The organism is Pseudoxanthomonas sp. 22568 (assembly GCF_052044485.1).
Taxonomy (GTDB): domain Bacteria; phylum Pseudomonadota; class Gammaproteobacteria; order Xanthomonadales; family Xanthomonadaceae; genus Pseudoxanthomonas_A; species Pseudoxanthomonas_A beigongshangi.
The window spans coordinates 1-20934 of sequence record NZ_JBQENC010000007.1 but is presented as its reverse complement, the minus strand read 5'-3'; the positions used below and the strand labels follow the sequence as shown (position 1 = coordinate 20934).

Annotated in this window: 24 protein-coding genes and 4 tRNA genes; 16 read left to right on the top strand and 12 right to left on the bottom strand. The window is 67.8% G+C overall.

Features of this window, described 5'->3' with window-relative positions:
• Positions 1 to 57: 57 nt before the first annotated feature.
• Positions 58 to 921, bottom strand: coding sequence for a DMT family transporter (locus ACTJI2_RS10415; protein WP_440842059.1), 864 nt, complete (start codon positions 919 to 921; stop codon positions 58 to 60).
• A 125-nt stretch (positions 922 to 1046) separates the two neighbouring features.
• On the opposite strand from ACTJI2_RS10415, the gene ACTJI2_RS10410 reads away from it, so the two are divergent.
• The gene (locus tag ACTJI2_RS10410; RefSeq protein ID WP_440842057.1) at positions 1047 to 2435 is read left to right on the top strand and encodes a PLP-dependent aminotransferase family protein; all 1389 of its coding nucleotides are present in this window, start codon (positions 1047 to 1049) and stop codon (positions 2433 to 2435) included.
• Positions 2436 to 2459: 24 nt separating this feature from the next.
• Here ACTJI2_RS10410 and ACTJI2_RS10405 read toward each other — a convergent pair whose 3' ends face one another.
• Genes ACTJI2_RS10405 through wrbA form a run of 4 tightly spaced genes read right to left on the bottom strand, consistent with a single transcriptional unit; the run spans position 2460 to position 4657 of the window.
• Complete coding sequence (locus ACTJI2_RS10405) at positions 2460 to 2945, bottom strand: asparaginase domain-containing protein (RefSeq protein WP_183638736.1); 486 nt, start codon at positions 2943 to 2945, stop codon at positions 2460 to 2462.
• Between the two features lies 1 nt (position 2946).
• Positions 2947 to 3726 (bottom strand): hypothetical protein, encoded by a 780-nt coding sequence (locus tag ACTJI2_RS10400; RefSeq protein WP_440842055.1) that lies wholly within the window; start codon positions 3724 to 3726, stop codon positions 2947 to 2949.
• A complete protein-coding gene (locus tag ACTJI2_RS10395; RefSeq protein WP_440842054.1) occupies positions 3723 to 4061 on the bottom strand; it encodes a DUF2069 domain-containing protein in 339 nt (112 codons plus the stop codon). The genes ACTJI2_RS10400 and ACTJI2_RS10395 overlap by 4 nt, the downstream gene beginning before the upstream one ends.
• Complete coding sequence (wrbA, locus tag ACTJI2_RS10390; RefSeq protein WP_183638729.1) at positions 4058 to 4657, bottom strand: NAD(P)H:quinone oxidoreductase; 600 nt, start codon at positions 4655 to 4657, stop codon at positions 4058 to 4060. The genes ACTJI2_RS10395 and wrbA overlap by 4 nt, the downstream gene beginning before the upstream one ends.
• Before the next feature lie 91 nt (positions 4658 to 4748).
• Between wrbA and ACTJI2_RS10385 the strand changes: the two genes are divergently transcribed.
• From ACTJI2_RS10385 to ACTJI2_RS10375, 3 genes are read left to right on the top strand one after another with little or no spacing between them, the layout of a single operon-like run.
• On the top strand, positions 4749 to 6026 hold the full coding sequence (locus ACTJI2_RS10385) for a YihY family inner membrane protein (protein ID WP_183641165.1): 1278 nt from the start codon (positions 4749 to 4751) through the stop codon (positions 6024 to 6026).
• Complete coding sequence (locus tag ACTJI2_RS10380; protein ID WP_440842053.1) at positions 6023 to 6598, top strand: TlpA family protein disulfide reductase; 576 nt, start codon at positions 6023 to 6025, stop codon at positions 6596 to 6598. The genes ACTJI2_RS10385 and ACTJI2_RS10380 overlap by 4 nt, the downstream gene beginning before the upstream one ends.
• Complete coding sequence (locus ACTJI2_RS10375; RefSeq protein WP_192197884.1) at positions 6598 to 6864, top strand: acylphosphatase; 267 nt, start codon at positions 6598 to 6600, stop codon at positions 6862 to 6864. The genes ACTJI2_RS10380 and ACTJI2_RS10375 overlap by 1 nt, the downstream gene beginning before the upstream one ends.
• Positions 6865 to 6950: 86 nt before the next feature.
• On the opposite strand, the gene ACTJI2_RS10370 is transcribed toward ACTJI2_RS10375, so the two are convergent.
• The 7 genes from ACTJI2_RS10370 to hemA form a co-directional block, all read right to left on the bottom strand.
• Complete coding sequence (locus ACTJI2_RS10370) at positions 6951 to 7643, bottom strand: hypothetical protein (protein ID WP_203322898.1); 693 nt, start codon at positions 7641 to 7643, stop codon at positions 6951 to 6953.
• A gap of 132 nt (positions 7644 to 7775) precedes the next feature.
• Positions 7776 to 8552 (bottom strand): polyphosphate kinase 2, encoded by a 777-nt coding sequence (ppk2, locus tag ACTJI2_RS10365; RefSeq protein ID WP_192197882.1) that lies wholly within the window; start codon positions 8550 to 8552, stop codon positions 7776 to 7778.
• A complete protein-coding gene (locus ACTJI2_RS10360; RefSeq protein WP_203322900.1) occupies positions 8549 to 8899 on the bottom strand; it encodes a helix-turn-helix domain-containing protein in 351 nt (116 codons plus the stop codon). The genes ppk2 and ACTJI2_RS10360 overlap by 4 nt, the downstream gene beginning before the upstream one ends.
• 14 nt (positions 8900 to 8913) lie before the next feature.
• On the bottom strand, positions 8914 to 9432 hold the full coding sequence (gene moaB / locus ACTJI2_RS10355; protein ID WP_183638718.1) for a molybdenum cofactor biosynthesis protein B: 519 nt from the start codon (positions 9430 to 9432) through the stop codon (positions 8914 to 8916).
• Between the two features lie 101 nt (positions 9433 to 9533).
• Positions 9534 to 9986: a GNAT family N-acetyltransferase gene (locus tag ACTJI2_RS10350; RefSeq protein WP_183638716.1), complete on the bottom strand. Its 453-nt coding sequence runs from the start codon at positions 9984 to 9986 to the stop codon at positions 9534 to 9536.
• A complete protein-coding gene (gene prfA / locus ACTJI2_RS10345; protein ID WP_440842052.1) occupies positions 9983 to 11068 on the bottom strand; it encodes a peptide chain release factor 1 in 1086 nt (361 codons plus the stop codon). Before prfA ends, ACTJI2_RS10350 begins: the two co-directional genes overlap by 4 nt.
• Positions 11046 to 12326, bottom strand: a complete 1281-nt coding sequence (hemA, locus tag ACTJI2_RS10340; protein ID WP_183638712.1) for a glutamyl-tRNA reductase — start codon at positions 12324 to 12326, stop codon at positions 11046 to 11048. Before hemA ends, prfA begins: the two co-directional genes overlap by 23 nt.
• 67 nt (positions 12327 to 12393) lie before the next feature.
• On the opposite strand from hemA, the gene ACTJI2_RS10335 reads away from it, so the two are divergent.
• From ACTJI2_RS10335 to tuf, 12 genes are all read left to right on the top strand, one after another.
• Entirely contained in the window at positions 12394 to 14061 is a 1668-nt protein-coding gene (locus tag ACTJI2_RS10335) for a tetratricopeptide repeat protein (RefSeq protein ID WP_440842051.1), read from the top strand.
• The gene (lolB, locus tag ACTJI2_RS10330; protein ID WP_440842050.1) at positions 14058 to 14699 is read left to right on the top strand and encodes a lipoprotein insertase outer membrane protein LolB; all 642 of its coding nucleotides are present in this window, start codon (positions 14058 to 14060) and stop codon (positions 14697 to 14699) included. The genes ACTJI2_RS10335 and lolB overlap by 4 nt, the downstream gene beginning before the upstream one ends.
• Positions 14696 to 15565 (top strand): 4-(cytidine 5'-diphospho)-2-C-methyl-D-erythritol kinase, encoded by an 870-nt coding sequence (gene ispE / locus ACTJI2_RS10325; RefSeq protein WP_440842049.1) that lies wholly within the window; start codon positions 14696 to 14698, stop codon positions 15563 to 15565. Before lolB ends, ispE begins: the two co-directional genes overlap by 4 nt.
• A gap of 5 nt (positions 15566 to 15570) precedes the next feature.
• Positions 15571 to 15646: transfer RNA gene (locus tag ACTJI2_RS10320), tRNA-Gln, on the top strand.
• An 81-nt stretch (positions 15647 to 15727) separates the two neighbouring features.
• The gene (locus ACTJI2_RS10315) at positions 15728 to 16687 is read left to right on the top strand and encodes a ribose-phosphate diphosphokinase (RefSeq protein WP_141455864.1); all 960 of its coding nucleotides are present in this window, start codon (positions 15728 to 15730) and stop codon (positions 16685 to 16687) included.
• Between the two features lie 151 nt (positions 16688 to 16838).
• On the top strand, positions 16839 to 17465 hold the full coding sequence (locus tag ACTJI2_RS10310; protein WP_183638704.1) for a 50S ribosomal protein L25/general stress protein Ctc: 627 nt from the start codon (positions 16839 to 16841) through the stop codon (positions 17463 to 17465).
• 53 nt (positions 17466 to 17518) lie between these two features.
• On the top strand, positions 17519 to 18100 hold the full coding sequence (gene pth, locus ACTJI2_RS10305) for an aminoacyl-tRNA hydrolase (RefSeq protein WP_440842048.1): 582 nt from the start codon (positions 17519 to 17521) through the stop codon (positions 18098 to 18100).
• 71 nt (positions 18101 to 18171) lie between these two features.
• The gene (gene ychF, locus ACTJI2_RS10300) at positions 18172 to 19263 is read left to right on the top strand and encodes a redox-regulated ATPase YchF (protein WP_183638699.1); all 1092 of its coding nucleotides are present in this window, start codon (positions 18172 to 18174) and stop codon (positions 19261 to 19263) included.
• 110 nt (positions 19264 to 19373) lie between these two features.
• Positions 19374 to 19459 (top strand) — tRNA-Tyr (locus tag ACTJI2_RS10295).
• Positions 19460 to 19496: 37 nt separating this feature from the next.
• A tRNA-Gly gene (locus tag ACTJI2_RS10290) sits at positions 19497 to 19570 on the top strand.
• A 52-nt stretch (positions 19571 to 19622) separates the two neighbouring features.
• Positions 19623 to 19698 (top strand) — tRNA-Thr (locus ACTJI2_RS10285).
• A gap of 45 nt (positions 19699 to 19743) precedes the next feature.
• On the top strand, positions 19744 to 20934 hold the full coding sequence (gene tuf, locus ACTJI2_RS10280; RefSeq protein ID WP_183638687.1) for an elongation factor Tu: 1191 nt from the start codon (positions 19744 to 19746) through the stop codon (positions 20932 to 20934).

Here is a 20934-nt window from a genome sequence, read left to right as displayed (position 1 = left end):
GACGAAAAGGCCGGGCGATGCCCGGCCTTTTTTCGTTTGCTGGAATCGCCATGGCGGTCAGGTCGCGAACTTCTTCGCGCCGGCCACGCAGGCGACCACGCCCACGGTTACCGCGAGCATCGTCCAGCTCACAGCTTCGCCGAGCAGCAGCGCGGCCAGGGCGAGCCCGAAGAACGGCTGCAGCAGTTGCAGCTGCCCGACCGCGGCGATGCCGCCCTGCACCAGCCCGCGATACCAGAACACGAAGCCGATCAGCATGCTGAAGAGCGAAACGTAGGCCAGCCCGATCCAGGCCAGTGTACCCACCGGGGCAAAGGAATCCGGTCGCGACGCAAACGTGATGGGCAGAACCACCGGCAGCGACAACGCCAGCGCCCAGCAGATCACCTGCCAGCCGCCGAGCCGGCGGGACAGCCGCGCGCCCTCGGCATAGCCCAGGCCGCAGACCAGAATCGCGGCCACCATCAGCAGATCGCCGGCCCAGGAGGCTTCCGCATCGTGCATGAGCGCATAGCCGGCCACACACAGACTGCCTAGCACCGAGAACAGCCAGAATACCGGTCGCGGACGCTCGCCGCCGCGGATCACCCCGAAGATCGCGGTGCTCAGCGGCAACAGGCCGACGAACACGATCGTGTGCGCCGAAGACACGTGTTGCAGGGCGAGCGCGCTCAGCAGCGGATAGCCGACCACCACGCCCAGCACCACCACCGCCAGCGAGGGCAGGTCGGTCCGATCCGGGCGCGGCTGGCGGAACGCCCGCAGCAGAAGCAGCGCGAGCAGGCCGGCGATCGCGGCGCGGGCGGCGGTCAGGAACACCGGATCCAGATCCAGCACCGCCACCCGGGTGGCCGGCAGCGAGCCGGCGAAGATCACCACGCCGATGAAACCGTTGATCCAGCCGCTGCTCGCCTTGTCCATTGCCTGACTCTCGGGGAATGCGGCCAGTGGACCATGCCGGCGCCGTCATCCCCAGATACAATCCAGTACAGTTGCAAGTAACTGTTATGCCTTGTTGGGCCGTACGGTTGAGAGGAGGGAGCGCGATGGGCCGGCAGTCGGGCAGTACCCGCATCGATCAGGTGATGGCGGCCATTCGGGCGCGGATCGCCGCGCGCGCCTATGGGCCTGGCGCGCGGTTGCCTTCGGTGCGCGCGCAGGCGAAGGCGATGCAGGTCTCGGTGTCCACCGTGGTGGAAGCCTACGAGCGCTTGGCCGCCGAGGGCGTCATCGGTTCGCGGCCGGGTTCGGGCTTTTATGTCGCCGGACCCGTCGCGCCGCTGGCGCTTGCACGGATGGGGCCGCGGCTCGACCGGGAAGTGGATCCGATGTGGATTTCGCGTCAGTCGCTGGAAACCGACGCGGCGATGCTCAAGCCTGGCTGCGGCTGGCTGCCGGCGGCGTGGATGTACGAATCGGGCATGCGCCGCGCGCTGCGCGCGGTGGCGCGGGCCGACACGGTGTCGCTGGCCGACTACGCCACCCCGCTCGGTGCGCCGGCACTGCGGCAACTGCTGGCGCGGCGACTGGCGGGCAACGGGGTGGAGGCGTCACCGGATCAGATCATGCTGACCGATTCGGGCACCCATGCCATCGATCTGATTGCGCGCTTCCTGCTCGAACCCGGCGATACCGTGCTGGTCGACGATCCCTGCTACTTCAATTTCCACGCGTTGCTGAAGGCGCACCGGGTCAAGGTGGTCGGCGTGCCATACACGCCCGCCGGGCCGGATCTCGAAGCATTCGGCACCGCCCTGCAGGCGCAGGCGCCCAGGCTCTACATCACCAATTCGGGACTGCACAACCCGACCGGCGCGGTGCTGTCGCCGGTGGTCGCGCACCGATTGCTGAAACTGGCGGAGATGTCGAACCTGGTGATCGTCGAGGACGACATCTTCGCCGATTTCGAAACCGCTCCGGCGCCGCGGCTGGCCGCGTTCGACGGCTTGTCGCGGGTGATTCAGATCGGCAGCTTCTCCAAGACCCTTTCGGCGTCGCTGCGCTGCGGCTTTATCGCCGCGCGCCCGGACTGGCTCGACGCGCTGGCCGATCTCAAGCTCGCCACCGGTTTCGGCGGCAGCCGGCTGGCCGCCGATGTCCTGCTGGCGGCGCTGACCGATAGCGGCTATCGCCGGCACATGGAGGGCGTACGGTTGCGCCTGGCCGATGCGCGCGAGCGGATCATCGCGAAGCTGGGTGAGGTCGGCATCACGCCGTGGCTGACGCCGCAGGCCGGTATGTTCCTGTGGTGCCTACTGCCGGCCGGCGTCGATGCGGCGCAACTGGCCCGCGACTGCCTGAAGGACGGCATGGTGCTGGCGCCTGGCAATGCCTTCAGTCAGTCGCCGGAGGCGGGGCGCTTCATGCGCTTCAACGCCGCGCAGTCGCTGGACCCGCGGATCCATGCCGCGCTGAAGCGCGCGCTGGCACGCTAGCGGTGCGTCGCCACGCGGCCCGGATCAGGCCGCTTCGAAACGGTTGGCAGCGACGTTCTTGCGGACCTTGGCCGGATCCCAGATGCGGCCGTTCATGGCGATGTAGACGCCCGGCGGCAGCGACTGCACCGCGCCGACCGCGCAGCCGATGTTGAACTCCGCGTCCGAGCCGCGGAAGCGGGCCGGATTGAGCGCGCCGGTCATCACGATGGTCTTGTCCGGAATGGACTTGAGCACATGGCCGGTCTGCACCATCGAGTCGGTGCCGTGGGTGATCAGCACGTGGCGGGCCGGCTGCGCGGCGACGGTGGCGCGGATCAGTTCGCGGTCCTCGTCGGTGATGTGCAGCGAGTCCTTGCGGATGATCGGGATGACGGTGAAACGGAACGCCACCCCGAGTTCCTTCAGGATCTGGCCGATCTGCGGATCGCCGATCTGGTAATCGGACTTGTCGTCGAAATAGATCTTGTCGATCGTGCCGCCGGTGGTGACGATCAGAAGTTCTTCCATCTCAGGGCTCCTGCGCGGTCGCGGCTTCCGCGGCGCGCGCTTCTTCGGGGGTGACCAGGTGGTAGTCGTCGCCGTACACCTCGCACAGCGCCAGCCACGCCGCGCCCGGGGGCGCGACAACCCGCCAATTATCGCCGTTCCTGCGGCTGAAGGTGCAGCGGGCGGGCGCATCCCCGTCCTCGCTCGCGATATCGGCGCCAATGGTGATCATCAACGCCATGTTGTCGTAGTCGCGCAGGCGCGGCGGACCGCCCAGCGGCCAGGCGTGGTATTCCCAGGCGCAGCAGCTGGCGCGCCCGGATTCGACCAGGTGGCCGTCGAGCACGCGCAGGTCCGCGTAGCCGCCGCTGAAGAAATGGAAGAGTTTGCCGGTCGCCGGATCCTGGCGATAGAGATCGCCCAGACAGTTCGGGCCGGCTCCACACATGCCGCGTGCTTCCACTTCGAAGAAGCCGTCCTGATCGATGTCGATCAGGTCGACGTCGCGCAGCGGTTCTTCCATGGCGTCGGTTCCCAGCGTCAGCGCCGGCTGGAACCGCGAGCCGCCCGGAGCGGCAATCGCCACCTCGTAGCGGGCCGGCGACACCGTGCCATCGGCACCGGCCGCATCGCATCGAACCGCCAGGCGCAGACGCGAGCCGTCCGCCTGGGTGACAACCTGTTCGCGAGGTCGGCATTCGTTGCCGCCTTCATCGGCGAACGCGGGCGAGGCCGCGCACAGCGTCAGCAGAAACAACACCGCCCAGCGCAGCAGGCCGCCTTGTCCGCCGCGCGTGATCACGGCGCGGCCCTGCGGCCGAAGCGGGCGCGCAGCGCCGGCCAGCTGGTGGCCAGCACGATGCCCACCGACAACGCGATGCCGCCCCACGCATAACCCGCCTCGGCCGGCCGCGACCACGCGACCATGACCGCATGGGCAAACCAGAACAGGGCGAACACCCCCGCCCAGAACGGCGCCCGCGGCCGGCGCAGGAAATGCCCCAGCGACAGCAGGAACGGCGGCAGGCAGAACACCAGCAGCACCGCCAGATAGTGGCGGTCACCGCGGAACCACAGTGCGTACAGCGCCGACAGTGCCAGCAGCATCAGCGCGGACGGGATGCGCGGACGCGTCATCGCTGGCCCTCCAGCCGGCGTGCGACATCGGCCACGCGACGGCCGAGCGCGCGCGCTAGCGCGGCTTCATCGTCGCTGAGCACGGGGTCGTCGCTGCCGCCGGCCACGTGGCTGGCGCCGTAGGGCGAACCGCCGGTGCGGGTGGTGCTCAGCAATGTCTCGGTGAACGGAATCCCGACCAGCACGCAGCCATGGTGCAGCAGCGGCAACTGCATCGACAGCAGGGTCGATTCCTGGCCGCCGTGCTGGGTGGCGGTGGAAGTGAACACCGCGGCGGGTTTGTCGACCAGGGTGCCGCTGGCCCATTCCGCGCCCAGGCCGTCGATGAAATGCTTGAGCGGCGCGGCCATGTTGCCGAAGCGGGTGGGGCTGCCGAGGATGAGGCCGGCGCATTCGGCCAGGTCGCGCGCTTCCACGTAGGGCGCGCCTTCCTCGGGGACCGGAGGCGCGGCCTGCTGGGTCACCGGCGCCACGGGCGGCACCGTGCGCAGGCGCGCCGCCATGCCCTCGACCTCGCCGATGCCGCGCGCGATCTGCCGGGCCAGGCGGGCCACCGATCCGCCGCGGCTGTAGTAGAGCACCAGGATCTCGGCCATGCATCGGTCCATTCGCGTCAGGGCCGCCTAGTATCCCCCGGGGAACGCGGCGATGTCGCGTCGCGGACGCATCGGTTACCCTTTCGGCGTCATGGAGCCACTGGATTCCGTCAATCGCTGGACCGACCGCCTGCGCGACCGCGCGCGCGCCGGTACCTTCTTCCGTTTCCTGGCCAAGCGTTTCCTCGACGATCGGCTGTTCCAGGCGGCGGCGTCGCTGGCCTACACCACCCTGTTCGCGCTGGTGCCGCTGGCGATGGTGGTGTTCGGGGTGTTGTCGGCCTTCCCGGTGTTCGATCGCTGGAGCGACCAGCTCAGCGACTACATCTTCTCCAACTTCGTGCCCAATGCGGCGCGTTCGGCGGAGATCTACATCAAGCAATTCTCCGCCAGCGCGGGCCAGCTCACCGCGGTCGGCGTGATCGTGCTGGTGATTTCACTGCTGATCACGCTCAACAGCGTCGAGGCGACCTTCAACCGGATCTGGCGGGTGGCCTCGTCGCGGCCGAAGTTCGGCCGTTTCCTGGTGTACTGGACGGTGCTGACCCTGGGCGCACTGGTGGCGGCGGCGTCGCTGGCGATGTCGGCCCGCTTCTTCGCCCTGCCGCTGTTCGCGACCAGCGAGGGCCAGGTGCTGCGCACCTTCGTGCTGACGCTGGCGCCGCTGCTGATCGAGTTCGCCGCCATCACCATGATCTACCGCGTGGTGCCGCACCGGACCATCAAGCTGCGCTATGCGATGGCCGGCGCATTGCTCGCCACCGTCCTGCTGGAACTGGTGAAGTGGGGCCTGGGCCTGTACCTGGGCAGCTTCAATACCTATCAGAAGATCTACAGCACGTTCGCCGCGGTACCGATCCTGCTGATGTGGATCTACCTGTGCTGGGTGGCGATCCTGATGGGGGCGTCGCTGGCGTCGGCGATGGCGGCCTTCCGCTACCAGCCGGTATCGATGCGGCTGCCGCTCGGCTACGAAATCTATGGGCTGCTGCGCATGCTGGGCCGCTTCAACGAAGCCCGCGCGCAGGGCCAGGGCCTGCACAGCGACCAGATCCTGGCGCTGGAGCCGATGCTGACCGATTCGCTGATCCAGCAGATGCTCGGCCAGTTGGCCGACATCAACCTGCTGCGGCGGGCGGAGGAGGGCGAATGGTTGCTGGCGCGGGATCTGGACGACATGACCCTGGCCGAGCTCTACGAGGCGTGCCAGTTGCGCATTCCGATCGCCGAGGCGCACCTGCCGTGTCGCGACGATTCGCTCGGCATCGCCGCGCGCCGCACGCTGGACGAATTGCGGGTGCCGCTGCGCGAACTGCTCAAGCGCCGGGTTAGCGACATCTATCTGGATTCCAACGAGGACAATCGATGAGAGTGGTGCTGACAATCCTGCTGGCGGGCACGCTGGCGCTGGCCGGCTGCAAGCCTTCGACGCCGGCCGCCCCCGCTGCGACCGGTGAACCAAAACCGGCCGCGGAAGCGCCCGCGGCCGATGCCGGCAACGGCATGCAGGTCCGGGAAACCACCGCCGATCTGCCGACACTGGCGGTCGATACCATCGATGGCGGACGGTTCGAACTGTCCGCGCAGCGCGGCAAATGGGTGGTGGTCAACTTCTGGGCCACCTGGTGCGCGCCCTGCCTGAAGGAGATGCCGGAACTGTCGGCGCTGGATGCGATGCGCGAGGACGTGCAGGTCATCGGCCTGGCCTACGAGGACATCACCGCCGCCGACATGCAGGCGTTCCTGAAGGAACACCCGGTGGTCTATCCGATCGCGATCCTCGACGTGATGGCGCCACCGGCTGATTTCGCGACACCGCGCGGCTTGCCCACCACGTATTTGATCTCGCCCGAAGGCAAGGTGGCCAAGGCGTTCGCCGGCCCGGTCACCGCGCGTGATCTGGAAGCCCTGATGGCGCAGTCGGCGGGCAAGCCGGGCTGATGGACGCGGTCCGCTTCCTGATCGAAGGCAAGGTGCAGGGCGTGTTCTTCCGCGCCTCCACCCGCGAACAGGCACGCCGGCTGGGCCTGGCGGGCATGGCGCGGAACCTGCCGGACGGGCGCGTGGAAGTGATCGTGGCCGGCGAGCCGGAGGCCATCGAAACGCTGGCGGGTTGGCTGCACCATGGCCCACCGCAGGCACGGGTCGAACGGGTGGAACGCTCGCCGTGGACCGCGCCGGTGCCGCCGGGATTCGAAGTCGGCTGAAGCGCGTCCCGCAAACAAACGCGTTCGCAAACAAAAAAGAGGCGGCCAAGTGGCCGCCTCTTTCGTTTGCGTCGGTTCGGTCCGGCTTACTTCTTGCCCTGGCCGTTGCCCTTGTCCTTGCCACCCTGTCCTTGTCCCTTGCCCTTGCCGCCGCCGCTCTGCGCCGGAGGACCGTGTTCGCCGCCGCGTCCCTTGTCGGAGGCTGCGTGGCCGTTGCCCTGCGCCGGACGCGAGCTCTTGCCGCCGCCGTTGCCGTTGCCGGCATTCGCCGGCTTGCCCTTGCCCGGACCATGCTTGGACCAGTCGACATGCACGTTGCGATCCACCGCGACCGGATAGCCCCAGCGGTCATAGGTGCGCGAGAAGCCGTTCTTCAGCGCATGGAACTGCGACGAGCCGGGCTTGATGCCCATGCGCTTGGCGATGGCGCCCCAGCCCTGGCCGGGATTGCGCTCGTACTCATGGACGACATCGATGCAGGGCAGGCGCAGGATGTGCGCGATGGCGCAAGCGTAGTAGATGTCGCCCGCCGACCAGCGCCGGCCGAACAGGTCCGTCACCAGCGAGCGCGGTGCACCGTAGTAGCCGGTCATCTCGTCGATGAAGGGCTCGCGGTAGCGCGAACCGTAGTCGTTGATCTCGATCAGGCGGGTGTCGACCCACGCATCGCCCGTGCGGAAGTTGTAGCCGACCACCTGCGCATTCGCGGCCGAAGCGGTGGCGAGCAGCAGGCCGGCGCACAGCGCCAGCAGCGGTCTGGAATGGCGGATGGTGTTCATGGGGCACTCCATTGGCGGATGTGATTCAGGTGCGGCGAGTCTTGGGAGAACGGACTGAATCGGCAGTGAAACAGGTCACGTAACTCACATTCCACATGGGAAACGTTCAGCCGCGCGGAACGAGCGCGCGGATCAGATCGGAAACGGCGCGATCGGCTTGAGCACGCCGTACTTCTCTTTCTGCGGTTTGCCCTTCAACGGCGGAAGGCCGAAGGTCTCCAGCGGCACCTGGGTGTCTGGCAGGCGATCCAGCAGGTCGCGGATCAGGGTCAGCCGTCCGCGTCGCTGATCGTTGAAGTCGACCAGCGTCCACGGCGCGTCGGTGGTGTGCGTGGCTTTGAGCATCGCCTCGCGGGCGGCGGTGTAGTCGGCGTATTTCTCGCGCGCCTTCAGATCGATGGGCGAGAGCTTCCAGCTCTTGAGCGGTTCCTCGGCGCGTTCGGCGAAGCGCTCCTCCTGGCGCGACTGATCCACCGCCAGCCAGTACTTGAACAGCAGGATGCCGTCGTCCACCAGCAGCTTCTCGAAGATCGGGACCTGGGCCAGGAACCGGCGGTACTCGGTGGCGGTGCAGAAGCCCATCACCTTTTCCACCCCGGCGCGGTTGTACCAGCTGCGATCGAACAGCACGATTTCACCCGCCGCCGGCAGGTGTGCGATGTAACGTTGCAGGTACCACTGGGTACTTTCGCGTTCACCGGGTTTGGGTAGTGCGGCCACATGGCACTGGCGCGGATTGAGGTGTTCGCGGATGGCGTTGATGGCACCGCCCTTGCCGGCGGTATCGCGGCCTTCCATCAGCACCACGATGCGCGCGCCCGCGTGCGCGGCCCAGCGTGCCATCGCTGCCAGTTCCAGTTGCAACGGCTTGAGCAACTGTTCGTATTCCTTGCGCTTGAGTTCTTTCATGGGGCCTTCTTCCGGCGGTTCTGGCGGGAGGTGCCGGCCATGCCGCGCGCCACTTCCAGCAGCGCGCCCTGCTGGCGGGAATTCAGTTCGCGGTACGCGGCCAGGAGATCGTGTTCGCCGCGCGTGCGCGCCGGATCCAGCTGGGTGGCCAGTTCCGCCAGCAACGCGCCGGCCGGTACGCCGAACGCGCGGGCGAGGGCGGCCAGCTGATCCTTGCCGGGCAGTTTGTCGCCGCTCATCCACGATCGGACGGTCGCGGCGCCGACCCGGGGAATGGCGGTGGCGATGTCGGCGGCGCTGAGTCCGCTGGCCTTGGCGAGCATGCGCAGGGTGGCGTCGATGGACATGGCCGTTCCTGTAGTCATTCCTTGAGGCGGGGCCGCAGGGTGGCGAGGTTGCAGGGCCGGGTGCGGGCGTCGAGTTGCGCGGAGATGATGCGTTCCCAGGCCGTGCGGCAGGCCGAGGTGGAGCCGGGCAGGCAGAACAGGAAGGTGCCGTTGGCCAATCCGGCGAAGGCGCGCGACTGCAGCGAGGAGGTCCCGATTTCCTCGAAGCTGATCGCGCGGAACAACTCGCCGAAGCCCGGCATCTCCTTGTCGAGCAGCGGCAGCAGGGCTTCCGGCGTGGAATCGCGGCCGGTGAAGCCGGTGCCGCCGGTGACGAGGATGCCGTCCACCTCCGGATCCGCGATCCAGCGCGAAACCAGTGCACGCAGCTGGTAGCGGTCGTCCGGAAGCAGGCTGCGCTCGGCGATCCGGTGGCCGGCGTCGGTGGCGGCGTTGGCGAGGTAGTCGCCGCTGCCGTCCTCGGCCAGGGTACGGCTGTCGGAGACGGTCAGCAGGGCAAGGCGCAGGGGCAGGAAGTCGTTGGCATGGCTCATGCCGGCAGCGTAAGGGCTGGCCGGCGCGGCTTTCAATGGTGCCCGTTCACGACCGGCACGCATCCCCCGCCATCGCGGCGGTATCCGCGCCGCAAAAGGCCTCAGGCATCCAGCGGAAGGCGGAACCGCAGGGTGCCGTCGTACGGCTCCCAACCCAGGTGCCGGTACAGCGCCTGGGCGGTGCGGTTGTCGTGATCGGTTTCCAGCTCCAGGCGCGCGGCACCCGAATCCCGGCCGAATGCCGCCGCGGCGTCCAGCAACGCCCGCGCCACGCCCTGGCGGCGGGCCTCGCGGACGACGTAAAGGTCGTTGAGCACCCAGACGCGTACCGCGCGCACGGAGGAGAACGAAGGAAACAACTGGGTGAATCCCAGCAGGCGTCCGCCGTCCTCGGCGACGAAGATCACCGACTCCTCTCGCGCCAGCCGCTCGTGGATGAACGTCGACGCCAACGTGGCGTCCGGGGCCTGCTCGTAGAACTGCCGGTACAGATCGAACAGTGGCGCGATCGCGCCCGCGTCGGCCAGGGTCGCGCGTCGTACCGTGATGCTCATGCCGCCTCCGTCAGTCGGGCCAGTTCGTCGGCCTGGTATTCGTGGGTCAGGCGATCCACCAGCGGATCCAGATCGCCTTCCATGATGTTGGGCAGATCGTACAGGGTCAGGCCCTCGACCCGGTGATCGGTGATCCGGCCCTGCGGGAAGTTGTAGGTGCGGATGCGCTGGCTGCGGTCGCCGCTGCCGACCTGCAACCGCCGCGAGGCGGCCTGGGCGGCCTGCTGCTTGCTGCGCTCGGCGTCGAGCAGTTGCGCCTTCAGCCGCTTCATCGCCTTGTCGCGGTTGGCGTGCTGGCTGCGCTCGGTCTGGCACTCGACCACCACGCCGGAAGGCACGTGGGTGATGCGAATGGCCGATTCGGTCTTGTTGACGTGCTGGCCGCCGGCGCCGGAAGAGCGGAAGGTGTCGATCCGCAGATCCGCCGGATTGATCGCGATGTCCTCGACCTCGTCCACGTCGGGGATGATCGCCACGGTGGCCGCCGAGGTATGGATGCGGCCCTGCGATTCGGTTTCGGGCACGCGCTGCACGCGATGGGTGCCGGATTCGAACTTGAGCCGCGAGAACGCGCCGCGCCCGCTGACCTTGGCCACGATTTCCTTGTAGCCGCCATGCTCGCCGGGATTGTCGGACTCGATCTCCACCCGCCAGCCCTGGCGCTCGGCGTAGCGCGCGTACATGCGGAACAGATCGCCGGCGAAGATCGCCGCCTCGTCGCCGCCGGTACCGGCGCGCACTTCCAGGAACAGGTTGCCGTCGTCGCGGTTGTCGCGCGGCACCAGCAGCAGCGACAGTTCGTCTTCCAGCTCGGCCAGGCGCGCGCGCGCGACGGCGATTTCCTCTTCCGCCAGATCGCCCAGGTCCGGATCCCCGCGCATCGCCTCGGCCGAGGCCAGGTCGCGCTTGGCCTTGGCTTCCTCCGCCAGCGCCAGCGCCACCGGTTCCAGTTGTGCGAACTCGCGCGAATAGTTGCGGAAGCGATCGTTGTCGCCGGCCACGCCGGGGTCGGCCAGCAGGCGTTCCAGTTCCTCGCGGCGTTCGGCCAGCGCTTCGAGTTTACGGCGCAGCGTCGGCGTCATCGGGTTTCTTGGGATGGGAGTAGGGCGCCTTTTCCGGGAACAGGCGATCGGCGGCGCGCGCCAACTCGGCGTCGCCGGTCAGCGCGGCCTCGCGTAGCGCGGCGGTCGGCGGATGCAACAGCCGGTTGGTCAGCGAGTGGGCCAGGAATTCCAGCACCGCGTCCGGATCGCGACCGTTGGAGAGTTGCTGGCGGGCCTTGGCCAGCACGTCGTCGCGTGCCTGCTCGCCATGCGCGCGCAGGCGCTTGAGCGGCTCCTGGCGGCTGCTGGCATGCAGGGTTTCCACGAAGCGGGCGACCTGCAGTTCGATGATCGCCTCGGCGGCGTCGGCGGCCTCGCGGCGGCTGCGGCGGTTGTCTTCCACCGCGCGCTCCAGATCGTCGACCGTGTACAGGTAGGCGTCGTTGAGCTCGGCCACGTCGGCGGCGATGTCGCGCGGGACCGCCAGATCGAACAGCAGCATCGGCTTGTGCCGGCGGCGCGCGAGCGCCTGTTCAACATGCGCGCGGAGCAGGATTGGCTCGCGCGCGGCGGTCGCCGAAAACACCACGTCGGCCTCGGCCAGGTGGCGTTCCAGTTCGCCCAGCGGCAGGGCGTAGCCGCCGTGCCGGCTGGCCAGTTCCTGCGCGTGGGCAAGCGTCCGGTTGGCGATCAGCAGCCGCCGCACCCGGCCTTCACTGAGGTGCTTGGCCGCCAGCTCGATGGTTTCGCCGGCGCCGACCAGCAGCACGGTCGAGTCGCTGAGGCGGGCGAACGAATCCTGCGCCAGGCGCACCGCGGTGGAGGCTACCGACACCGGATTGGCGCCCACGCGGGTGTCGGTGCGGGCGCGCTTGGCCACCGCGAAGGTTTGCTGGAACAGCCGGTCCAGGCGACTGCCCAGCGCGCCGTGCTCGCGCGCGTTGGCCCAGGCGTCCTTCACCTGGCCGAGGATCTGCGGTTCACCGAGCACCATCGAGTCCAGCCCGGTCGCGACCCGGAACAGGTGGCGCACGGCGTCGGCGTCGCGATGGCGGTAGAGATAGGCTTCCAGCCCGTCGGCATGGGTCGCCAGCCAGTTCGCCAGCACCTGCCCGTCATGGGCCACCGCGTACAGCTCGGTGCGGTTGCAGGTGGACAGCAGCGCGGCTTCCTCGACCTGCGGCAGGGCGCGCAACGCGGACAGCGCCGACGGCAACGCGCCAGCGTCGAACGCCACGCGTTCGCGCAGTTCGACCGGCGCGGTCTGGTGATTCAGTCCGAGGACCCACAACGTCATCGTTCAGGTGCTTGCGCTAAGCTGCTGGCTGGTAAGTGGCCGCTATTTTACGGCCCACGTGAGTCTCATGCCCGCAATATTGCGTCTCAGCCTGGTGCTTTCCTTGCTGTTGGCCCTGTCCGGCCCCGCGATGGCCTCGCGCAAGGCGCCGCCGGCGCGGGACGATGCCCTCACCACGGTGATGGCGGGCGAGTTCGCGCTCCAGACCGGGCAGCTGTCGGAAGCCTCCCGCTGGTACCTGGAAGCGGCCCGCGCCACCGAGGATGCCGGGCTGGCCGAGCGTGCCACCCGCATCGCCCTGCTTTCCAACGACGACGCCGGCGCCACCGAGGCGCTCAAGCTGTGGCGCGCCCGCGCGCCGAAGTCGCTGGCCATGCGCGGTGCCGAAGCCACCCTGGCGCTGCGCCGGGGCGATGCCCGCGCAGCCCGCCGGGAACTGGGCACGCTGATGGCCTCGCCCGACGAGATGGGCTGGCGCTACGCGCTGACCGCGCTGGGCAGCGGCGGCAAGGATCCGGAGCTGCCGGCGAAACTGCTGGGCGAACTGGTCGACGGCAACACCATTCCCGCCCAGTTGCAGGCCTGGCTGGCGTTCGCCGGATTGGCCCAGCAGCTGGAGCAGCCGGAACTGTCGCGCCGGATCGTCGGCAGCGTGGTGGACCGCTTCCCGCAGGAGCCGCGCGTGGTGCTGCTGCACGCGGCCCAACTGCGGCGGTCCGGTGACGAAGCCGAGGCGCGCAAGGTGCTGGGCGGGCTGGGACCGGACGTACTGGAAAAGCCCGAGCTGCGGTTGGCAGTGGCGGCCGAGTACGAGGCGCTGGGGGATTCGGTGGCCGCGGCGGCCACCCTGGCGAAGGGGCCGCAGGACGATCAGAGCTACGCGCTGCGGGCCTCCCTGCTGGCCAAGGCCGACAACACCACCGCGCTGACCGCGCTGTATGACGAACTGCGCCGCGAGGCCAGCCAGCCCGACGGCGGCCGGCGGTTGCTGCTGGGACAGATGGCCGAGTTCCTCAAGCGTCCGCAGGAAGCGCTGGACTGGTACCGCAGCGTGCCGGCCGGCAGCGCCCGTTCCGAGGCGCGCCTGCGCGCCGCCAACACCCTCTACGAACTGGACGACAAGGCCCAGGCGTTCCAGGAACTGCGCACCCTGCAGGGCGACGCCTCGGCCGACGACGACGCCCGCCGCAATGCCTATCTGCTGGAAGCCGAGCTGCGCCAGAAGAACGGGGACGACAACGGCGAGCTGGATGTGTTCGCGCGCGGCCTGGCGGCCTATCCGGACGACATCGAGGTCCTCTATGCGCGCGGCCTGGCCTGGGAACGGCGGGATCGGATCGATCGCGCGGAGGCCGATTTCCGCAAGATCCTGGTCATCGATCCGGAGAACACCGCCACCCTCAACGCACTCGGCTACACCCTGGCCGATCGCACCCAGCGCTACCGGGAAGCGCTGGAGCTGATTGATCGCGCGCGCGTGGCCGAGCCGGAGAACGCCGCCATCATCGACAGCTACGGCTGGGTGCTGTACCGGCTGGGACGGTTGCCGGAAGCGCTGGTGCAACTGCGCCGTGCCTTCACCCTGCAGAAGGATCCCGAGATCGCCGCGCACGTCGGCGAAGTGCTGTGGGTGATGGGGCAGAAGGACGAGGCGCGCAAGTATTTCGACGAGGCGCGCAAACTCGACCCTGAAAACCGCTCGCTGCAGCGGGCGCTGGAGAAGACCGGAGCATGAAGTGGAACTGGCGTGGCCCGCTGCTGGCGGCCTGTGTGTTGATGCTGGCCGCCTGCGCCAGCGGGGGTGGTCGCAAATCCGCGCCGCCGCCACTGGATGATCCCGAGGACGTGGCCGCCGCGCAGGCGCGCCAAGCCACCCGCGAAGCGTGGTTGCGCGGGCAACCGGAATGGGGATTCGAGGCGCGGGTGGCGGTCAGCCAGGCCGGCAAGGGCGGCAGCGGCCGGCTCGACTGGCGCCAGCAGGGCGCGCAGTACACCGCTTCGTTGAGCGCCCCGGTCACCCGCCAGAGCTGGCGCCTCAGCGCCGGCTCCGACGGCGCGCGGCTGGAAGGGCTGGAAGGCGGCCCCCGCCAGGGCGAAGACGCCGATCTGCTGCTGCGCGAAGCCACCGGCTGGGACATTCCGGTGCAGACCCTCTCGGAATGGGCGCGCGGCCTGAGCGGGCAGGGCAGCCCGGAGTTCGGTCCCGAGGGCCAGCTGCAGGCGTTGCGCCAGGCTGGCTGGACCATCCGCTACACCGAGTGGCTGCCGGCCGCCGGCGCTCAGCCCGCGATGCCCCGGCGAATCGAGGCCGAGCGCGGCCAGGCCCGGGTCCGCCTGATCGTGGATCGCTGGGATCTCGGGGCCGCGCCGTGACGGCATCCTCTCCGGAGGACGGCTGGTCGGCCTGGCCCGCACCGGCCAAGCTGAACCTGTTCCTCCACATCACCGGCCGCCGGCCGGACGGCTATCACCTGCTGCAGTCGGTGTTCCGGATCCTGGATTGGGGCGACACCGTGCACCTGCGGGTGCGGCCGGATGGCGCGATCCGCCGGGTGGGAGCTTCCGTTCCCGGCGTGGCCGAGGCCGATGACCTGTTGGTGCGCGCGGCTAACTTGCTAAAAGAAGAGGCCAATTGCGCGCAAGGAGCGGACATCTCCGTTGAAAAGCGCATTCCAGCCGGCGGTGGCTTTGGCGGCGGCTCGTCCGACGCGGCGACGGTGCTGGTCGTGCTCAACCGGCTCTGGGGCACCGGCCTGCCGGTGGAGCGACTGGCGGCGCTGGGCCTGCGGCTGGGCGCGGACGTACCGGTGTTCGTCCGCGGGCACAACGCCTGGGCCGAGGGTGTCGGTGAACAGCTCACCCCCATCGCGCTGCCTCCGGCCTGGTACGTGCTGGCCGACCCCGGCGTCCATGTCCCCACCGCGGCACTTTTCCAGGCCCCTGATTTGACGCGAAACGCGCCACCCGCGAAAATGTCGGACTTCGTTTCGGGACACCTGCTCGGCAATGCGTTCGAGCCGGTACTGCGCCGCCGGGAACCCGCCATCGAGGCGGTGTTCCAGGCCTTGGCGCGTATCGGCACGCCGCGGCTGACCGGATCCGGCAGCGGTTGCTTCGTCGAGTTCGCACAGCGGACCCAGGCGGAAGCGGCGCTGGCGGAACTGTCCGGCCTGCGGGCCTGGCTGGCGCCGGGCGCGCCGCGCTCGCCGCTGCAGGATGCGCTCGAACCGGAAACCTAACGCCTAGGGGCGTCGCCAAGTGGTTAAGGCACCGGGTTTTGATCCCGGCATTCGTAGGTTCGAATCCTTCCGCCCCTGCCAATCCGCGGTTTTCCTGCAGCGCCCGCGAGGGACTGCGCCGCGACTTCCCGCCGCCGCCAGAAGCCACGCCGAGAGAGAAAAATGCAAGACGACCGCAACCTGCTTGTCTTCTCCGGCAACGCCAACAAGCCGCTGGCCGACAGCATCTGCCGCGAACTGGGCGTGCGTCCGGGCAAGGCGCTGGTGTCGCGCTTCTCCGACGGCGAAGTGCAGGTGGAAATCGAGGAGAACGTCCGCCGGCAGGAAGTGTTCGTGGTCCAGCCCACCTGCGCCCCGGCCGCGGAAAACCTGATGGAACTGCTGGTGCTGATCGACGCGCTCAAGCGCGCATCGGCCGCCAGCGTCACCGCGGTGGTGCCGTACTTCGGCTACTCGCGCCAGGATCGCCGCCTGCGTTCCTCGCGCGTGCCGATCACCGCCAAGGTGGCGGCCAAGATGTTCAGCGCGGTCGGTACCGATCGGGTGCTGACGGTGGATCTGCACGCCGACCAGATCCAGGGCTTCTTCGATATCCCGGTCGACAACGTGTACGCCTCGCCGCTGCTGCTGGCCGACATCTGGCGCGCCTACGGCACCGACAACCTGATCGTGGTCTCGCCCGACGTGGGCGGCGTGGTGCGCGCGCGCGCCGTCGCCAAGCGCCTGGACGATGCCGACCTGGCCATCATCGACAAGCGACGTCCGCGCGCCAATGTCGCCACCGTGATGAACATCATCGGTGACGTGGACGGCAAGGACTGCGTGCTGGTGGACGACATCGTCGACACCGCCGGCACCCTGTGCGCCGCCGCAGCAGCGCTGAAGTCGCGAGGCGCCAAGAAGGTGGCCGCGTACTGCACCCACGCCGTGCTCTCGGGCCCGGCGGTGGACAACCTGAACAAGTCGGTGCTGGACGAACTGGTCGTCACCGACACCATCCCGCTTTCGCCGGAAGCGAAGGCGTGCGGCCGCATCCGCCAGCTCAGCGTGGCGGAACTGCTGGCCGAAACGGTTCGCCGCATCGCCTTTGGCGAGTCGGTGAGCTCGCTGTATGTGGATTGACGGCCGGGATTCGTGATTGGGGATTCGGGATTGGCGTTTGCGAATCCCGAATCCCGAATGCCAAATCCCGGCATTCAAACGGCTCTCCTGGTCGCGGGGGAGTCTTCAAGGCCGCCGCGAGGCGGTTCATCAACCTAGGTAGTTAGCAAACATGGCAAAGACACACGAAATCAAGGTCCAGCGCCGCGAAGACGAGGGTAAGGGTGCGAGCCGCCGCCTGCGTCACGCCGGCAACGTTCCCGCCATCGTCTACGGTGGCGAACTCAAGCCGGTCAGCATCCAGCTGAACCACAACGAAGTCTGGCTGGCCAGCCAGCACGACTGGTTCTATTCCTCGATCCTGGACCTGAGCCTCAATGGCGACATCCAGAAGGTGCTGCTGCGTGACATGCAGCGTCACCCGTACAAGCAGCAGATCATGCACCTGGACTTCCAGCGCGTGAACGAGAACGAGACCCTGCGCACCGCGGTGCCGCTGCACTTCATCAACCAGGACACCTCGCCCGCCGGCAAGTCGGCCGACGTGGTCGTGACCCACGAACTGAACGAAGTCGTGGTCGAGTGCCTGCCGAAGGATCTGCCGGAGTTCATCGAGCTCGACCTGTCGAACCTGGCCGTGGGCGCCGTCGTGCACCTGTCGGAGATCAAGCTGCCGGCCGGCGTGGAAATCCCGGAACTGAAGCTGGGCAAGGAACACGACGTCGCCGTCGTGATCGCCAAGCACGGCAAGGAAGAAGCCGAGGCTCCGGCCGAAGGCGCCGAGAAGGAAGAGAAGTAATCTTGCGCCACGGTGCGTCCGCGTCAGCGGGCGCACCGGCGTGAGGCACTGCGATGGCAGGTCTTCGTCTCATCGTCGGACTGGGCAATCCCGGTGCCGAGCACGCCAGAACCCGGCACAACGCCGGGTTCCGTTTTGTCGATACCCTGGCCGAGGCACAGGGCGTGCGGTTTGGCCTGGAAAGCAAGCTGTTCGGTGAAACCGCCAAGGTCGTGGTCGCCGGCCAGCCAATCTGGCTGCTCAAGCCGGCCACCTACATGAACCTGAGCGGCAAATCGGTGACCGCCGCCCTGCGCTATTGGAAGATTGCGCCGGAAGAGGCGCTGCTGGCCCACGACGAACTGGACCTGGCGCCCGGCGTGGCGCGGCTGAAGTTCGATGGCGGCCACGGCGGCCAGAACGGCCTGCGCGATACCCTCCAGTTGCTGGGGCATGGCAAGTTCCACCGCCTGCGCATCGGCATCGGCCATCCCGGCCACAAGGACAAGGTGACCGGCTGGGTGCTGGGCAAGCCGGGCAAGGACGACGAAATCCTGATCGGCCGCGCCATCGACGACGCCATCGACGTACTCCCGCTGGCCGTGCAGGGCGATTTCAACGAGGCCATGAAGCGGCTGCACACGAGCAGGGATTAGGCATTGGGGATTCAGGATTCGGAAAAGCGCTTTTCGAATCCCGAATCCCGAATTCCCAATCCCGGATATTTATGGGCATCAAATGCGGCATCGTCGGCCTGCCCAACGTGGGCAAGTCGACCCTGTTCAACGCGCTGACCAAGGCGGGCATCGCCGCGGCCAATTTTCCGTTCTGCACCATCGAGCCGAATGTCGGCGTGGTGCCGGTACCGGATCCGCGACTGAACCAGCTGGCCGAAATCGTCAAGCCGCAGAAAGTGCTGCCGACCGCGGTCGAGTTCGTCGACATCGCCGGGCTGGTGGCCGGCGCGGCCAGTGGCGAGGGCCTGGGCAACAAGTTCCTGGCCCACATCCGCGAGGTCGACGCGATCACCCACGTGGTGCGTTGCTTCGAGCACGGCGACATCGTCCATGTGTCCGGCAAGGTGGATCCCATCGCCGATATCGAGACCATCGACACCGAACTGGCGCTGGCCGACCTGGATAGCGTCGAAAAAGCGCTCAACCGCGCCGAACGTTCGGCCAAGGCCGGCGAAAAGGATGCCATCGCCCGCAAACCGGTCCTGCAGAAGCTGCATGCCGGCCTGAGCGAAGGCCAGCCGGGCCGCGCGCTGGGCCTGGACGAGGAGGAGCGGGCGTTGGTCCGCGACCTGTTCCTGCTGACCCTCAAGCCGGTGATGTACGTGGCCAACGTGCTGGAGGACGGCTTCGAGAACAACCCGCACCTGGAGGCCGTGCGCGCCCGCGCCGCCACCGAGGGCGCCGAGGTGGTGCCGGTCTCGGCCGCCATCGAGGAAGAGCTGGCCCAACTGGACGACGCCGATCGCGACACCTTCCTGGCCGACCTCGGCCTGGACGAACCGGGCCTCAACCGGGTGATCCGCGCGGCCTACAAGCTGCTCGGCCTGCAGACCTACTTCACCGCCGGGGTCAAGGAAGTCCGCGCCTGGACGGTCAAGGCCGGGGCCACCGCGCCCCAGGCGGCGGCGGTCATCCATACCGATTTCGAGAAGGGCTTCATCCGCGCCGAGACCATCGCCTTCGACGATTTCATCAAGTACAAGGGTGAGGCGGGCGCGCGCGACGCCGGCCGGCTGCGCCTGGAAGGCAAGGAATACCGGGTGCAGGAAGGCGACGTGCTGCACTTCCGCTTCAACGTCTGATAAAAAAGTTGGCGTTTCGCGTTGACAGCCAGTCTGCTTCAGGCCAAAATCGCTGGCTGTTTCACCCCGGTTTGATTTGGCCCCTCCGGCCGGCTCTTCCGGGTGGCTACGGAGGGATACCCAAGCGGCCAACGGGGGCAGACTGTAAATCTGCTGGCTTACGCCTTCGGTGGTTCGAATCCACCTCCCTCCACCAAAATTTGAGTTGTTTTGTGTTGTAGTGGTCTCCCGGCGCGGGAGTAGTTCAACGGTAGAACCTCAGCCTTCCAAGCTGATGGTGCGGGTTCGATTCCCGTCTCCCGCTCCACTTGAACGCCCAGCGCGGGACCTGCGGTAACCGAAGCGACAAACAGTTTCACGCTCACGTAGCTCAGTCGGTAGAGCACCTCCTTGGTAAGGAGGAGGTCGATGGTTCGATTCCATTCGTGAGCACCACCTTTCCAACTCCATTTCAACGATCCACCTCGAGAAGAAGCAGCCATGGCAAAGGGTAAATTCGAACGCACCAAGCCGCACGTGAACGTGGGCACGATTGGTCACGTTGACCACGGCAAGACGACGCTGACGGCGGCGCTGACGAAGGTGGGTGCCGAGCGCTTTGGCGGCGAGTTCAAGGCGTACGACGCGATTGACGCGGCGCCGGAAGAGAAGGCTCGCGGCATCACGATTTCGACGGCGCACGTGGAATACGAAAGCCCGACGCGCCACTACGCGCACGTGGACTGCCCGGGTCACGCGGACTACGTGAAGAACATGATTACCGGTGCGGCGCAGATGGACGGCGCGATTCTGGTGTGCTCGGCCGCGGACGGCCCGATGCCGCAGACGCGCGAGCACATCCTGCTGTCGCGCCAGGTGGGCGTGCCGTACATCGTGGTGTTCCTGAACAAGGCGGACATGGTGGACGACGCCGAGCTGCTGGAACTGGTGGAAATGGAAGTTCGCGAGCTGCTGACCAAGTACGAGTTCCCGGGCGACGACACCCCCATCATCCACGGTTCGGCGCGCCTGGCGCTGGAAGGCGACCAGTCGGAGATTGGCGTGCCGGCCATCCTGAAGCTGGTGGAAGCGCTGGACACGTTCATTCCGGAGCCGCAGCGTGACGTGGACAAGCCGTTCCTGATGCCGGTGGAAGACGTGTTCTCGATTTCGGGCCGTGGCACGGTGGTGACCGGTCGTATCGAGCGCGGCATCATCAAGGTGGGCGACGAAATCGAAATCGTCGGTATCCGTCCGACCCAGAAGACCACGGTCACGGGCGTGGAAATGTTCCGCAAGCTGCTGGACCAGGGCCAGGCGGGCGACAACGCGGGCCTGCTGCTGCGCGGCACCAAGCGTGACGACGTGGAGCGTGGCCAGGTGCTGGCCAAGCCGGGTTCCATCACCCCGCACACCGAGTTCGAGGCCGAGGTGTACGTGCTGTCGAAGGACGAGGGTGGCCGTCACACGCCGTTCTTCAAGGGTTACCGTCCGCAGTTCTACTTCCGCACCACGGACATCACCGGTGCGGTGACGCTGCCGGAAGGCACCGAGATGGTGATGCCGGGCGACAACATCAAGATGACCGTGCAGCTCATCAACCCGGTGGCGATGGACGAAGGTCTGCGTTTCGCCATTCGCGAAGGCGGTCGTACCGTCGGCGCCGGCGTCGTGGCCAAGATCATCAAGTAA

Excerpts from the sequence above, each read along its gene's own strand:
- ACTJI2_RS10415 (WP_440842059.1), bottom strand. The coding sequence starts at position 921 with ATGGACAAGGCGAGCAGCGGCTGGATCAACGGTTTCATCGGCGTGGTG.
- ACTJI2_RS10410 (WP_440842057.1), top strand. The coding sequence starts at position 1,047 with ATGGGCCGGCAGTCGGGCAGTACCCGCATCGATCAGGTGATGGCGGCC.
- ACTJI2_RS10405 (WP_183638736.1), bottom strand. The coding sequence starts at position 2,945 with ATGGAAGAACTTCTGATCGTCACCACCGGCGGCACGATCGACAAGATC.
- ACTJI2_RS10395 (WP_440842054.1), bottom strand. The coding sequence starts at position 4,061 with ATGACGCGTCCGCGCATCCCGTCCGCGCTGATGCTGCTGGCACTGTCG.
- wrbA (WP_183638729.1), bottom strand. The coding sequence starts at position 4,657 with ATGGCCGAGATCCTGGTGCTCTACTACAGCCGCGGCGGATCGGTGGCC.
- ACTJI2_RS10385 (WP_183641165.1), top strand. The coding sequence starts at position 4,749 with ATGGAGCCACTGGATTCCGTCAATCGCTGGACCGACCGCCTGCGCGAC.
- ACTJI2_RS10380 (WP_440842053.1), top strand. The coding sequence starts at position 6,023 with ATGAGAGTGGTGCTGACAATCCTGCTGGCGGGCACGCTGGCGCTGGCC.
- ACTJI2_RS10375 (WP_192197884.1), top strand. The coding sequence starts at position 6,598 with ATGGACGCGGTCCGCTTCCTGATCGAAGGCAAGGTGCAGGGCGTGTTC.
- ACTJI2_RS10370 (WP_203322898.1), bottom strand. The coding sequence starts at position 7,643 with ATGAACACCATCCGCCATTCCAGACCGCTGCTGGCGCTGTGCGCCGGC.
- ppk2 (WP_192197882.1), bottom strand. The coding sequence starts at position 8,552 with ATGAAAGAACTCAAGCGCAAGGAATACGAACAGTTGCTCAAGCCGTTG.
- ACTJI2_RS10360 (WP_203322900.1), bottom strand. The coding sequence starts at position 8,899 with ATGTCCATCGACGCCACCCTGCGCATGCTCGCCAAGGCCAGCGGACTC.
- moaB (WP_183638718.1), bottom strand. The coding sequence starts at position 9,432 with ATGAGCCATGCCAACGACTTCCTGCCCCTGCGCCTTGCCCTGCTGACC.
- ACTJI2_RS10350 (WP_183638716.1), bottom strand. The coding sequence starts at position 9,986 with ATGAGCATCACGGTACGACGCGCGACCCTGGCCGACGCGGGCGCGATC.
- prfA (WP_440842052.1), bottom strand. The coding sequence starts at position 11,068 with ATGACGCCGACGCTGCGCCGTAAACTCGAAGCGCTGGCCGAACGCCGC.
- hemA (WP_183638712.1), bottom strand. The coding sequence starts at position 12,326 with ATGACGTTGTGGGTCCTCGGACTGAATCACCAGACCGCGCCGGTCGAA.
- ACTJI2_RS10335 (WP_440842051.1), top strand. The coding sequence starts at position 12,394 with ATGCCCGCAATATTGCGTCTCAGCCTGGTGCTTTCCTTGCTGTTGGCC.
- lolB (WP_440842050.1), top strand. The coding sequence starts at position 14,058 with ATGAAGTGGAACTGGCGTGGCCCGCTGCTGGCGGCCTGTGTGTTGATG.
- ACTJI2_RS10315 (WP_141455864.1), top strand. The coding sequence starts at position 15,728 with ATGCAAGACGACCGCAACCTGCTTGTCTTCTCCGGCAACGCCAACAAG.
- ACTJI2_RS10310 (WP_183638704.1), top strand. The coding sequence starts at position 16,839 with ATGGCAAAGACACACGAAATCAAGGTCCAGCGCCGCGAAGACGAGGGT.
- pth (WP_440842048.1), top strand. The coding sequence starts at position 17,519 with ATGGCAGGTCTTCGTCTCATCGTCGGACTGGGCAATCCCGGTGCCGAG.
- ychF (WP_183638699.1), top strand. The coding sequence starts at position 18,172 with ATGGGCATCAAATGCGGCATCGTCGGCCTGCCCAACGTGGGCAAGTCG.
- tuf (WP_183638687.1), top strand. The coding sequence starts at position 19,744 with ATGGCAAAGGGTAAATTCGAACGCACCAAGCCGCACGTGAACGTGGGC.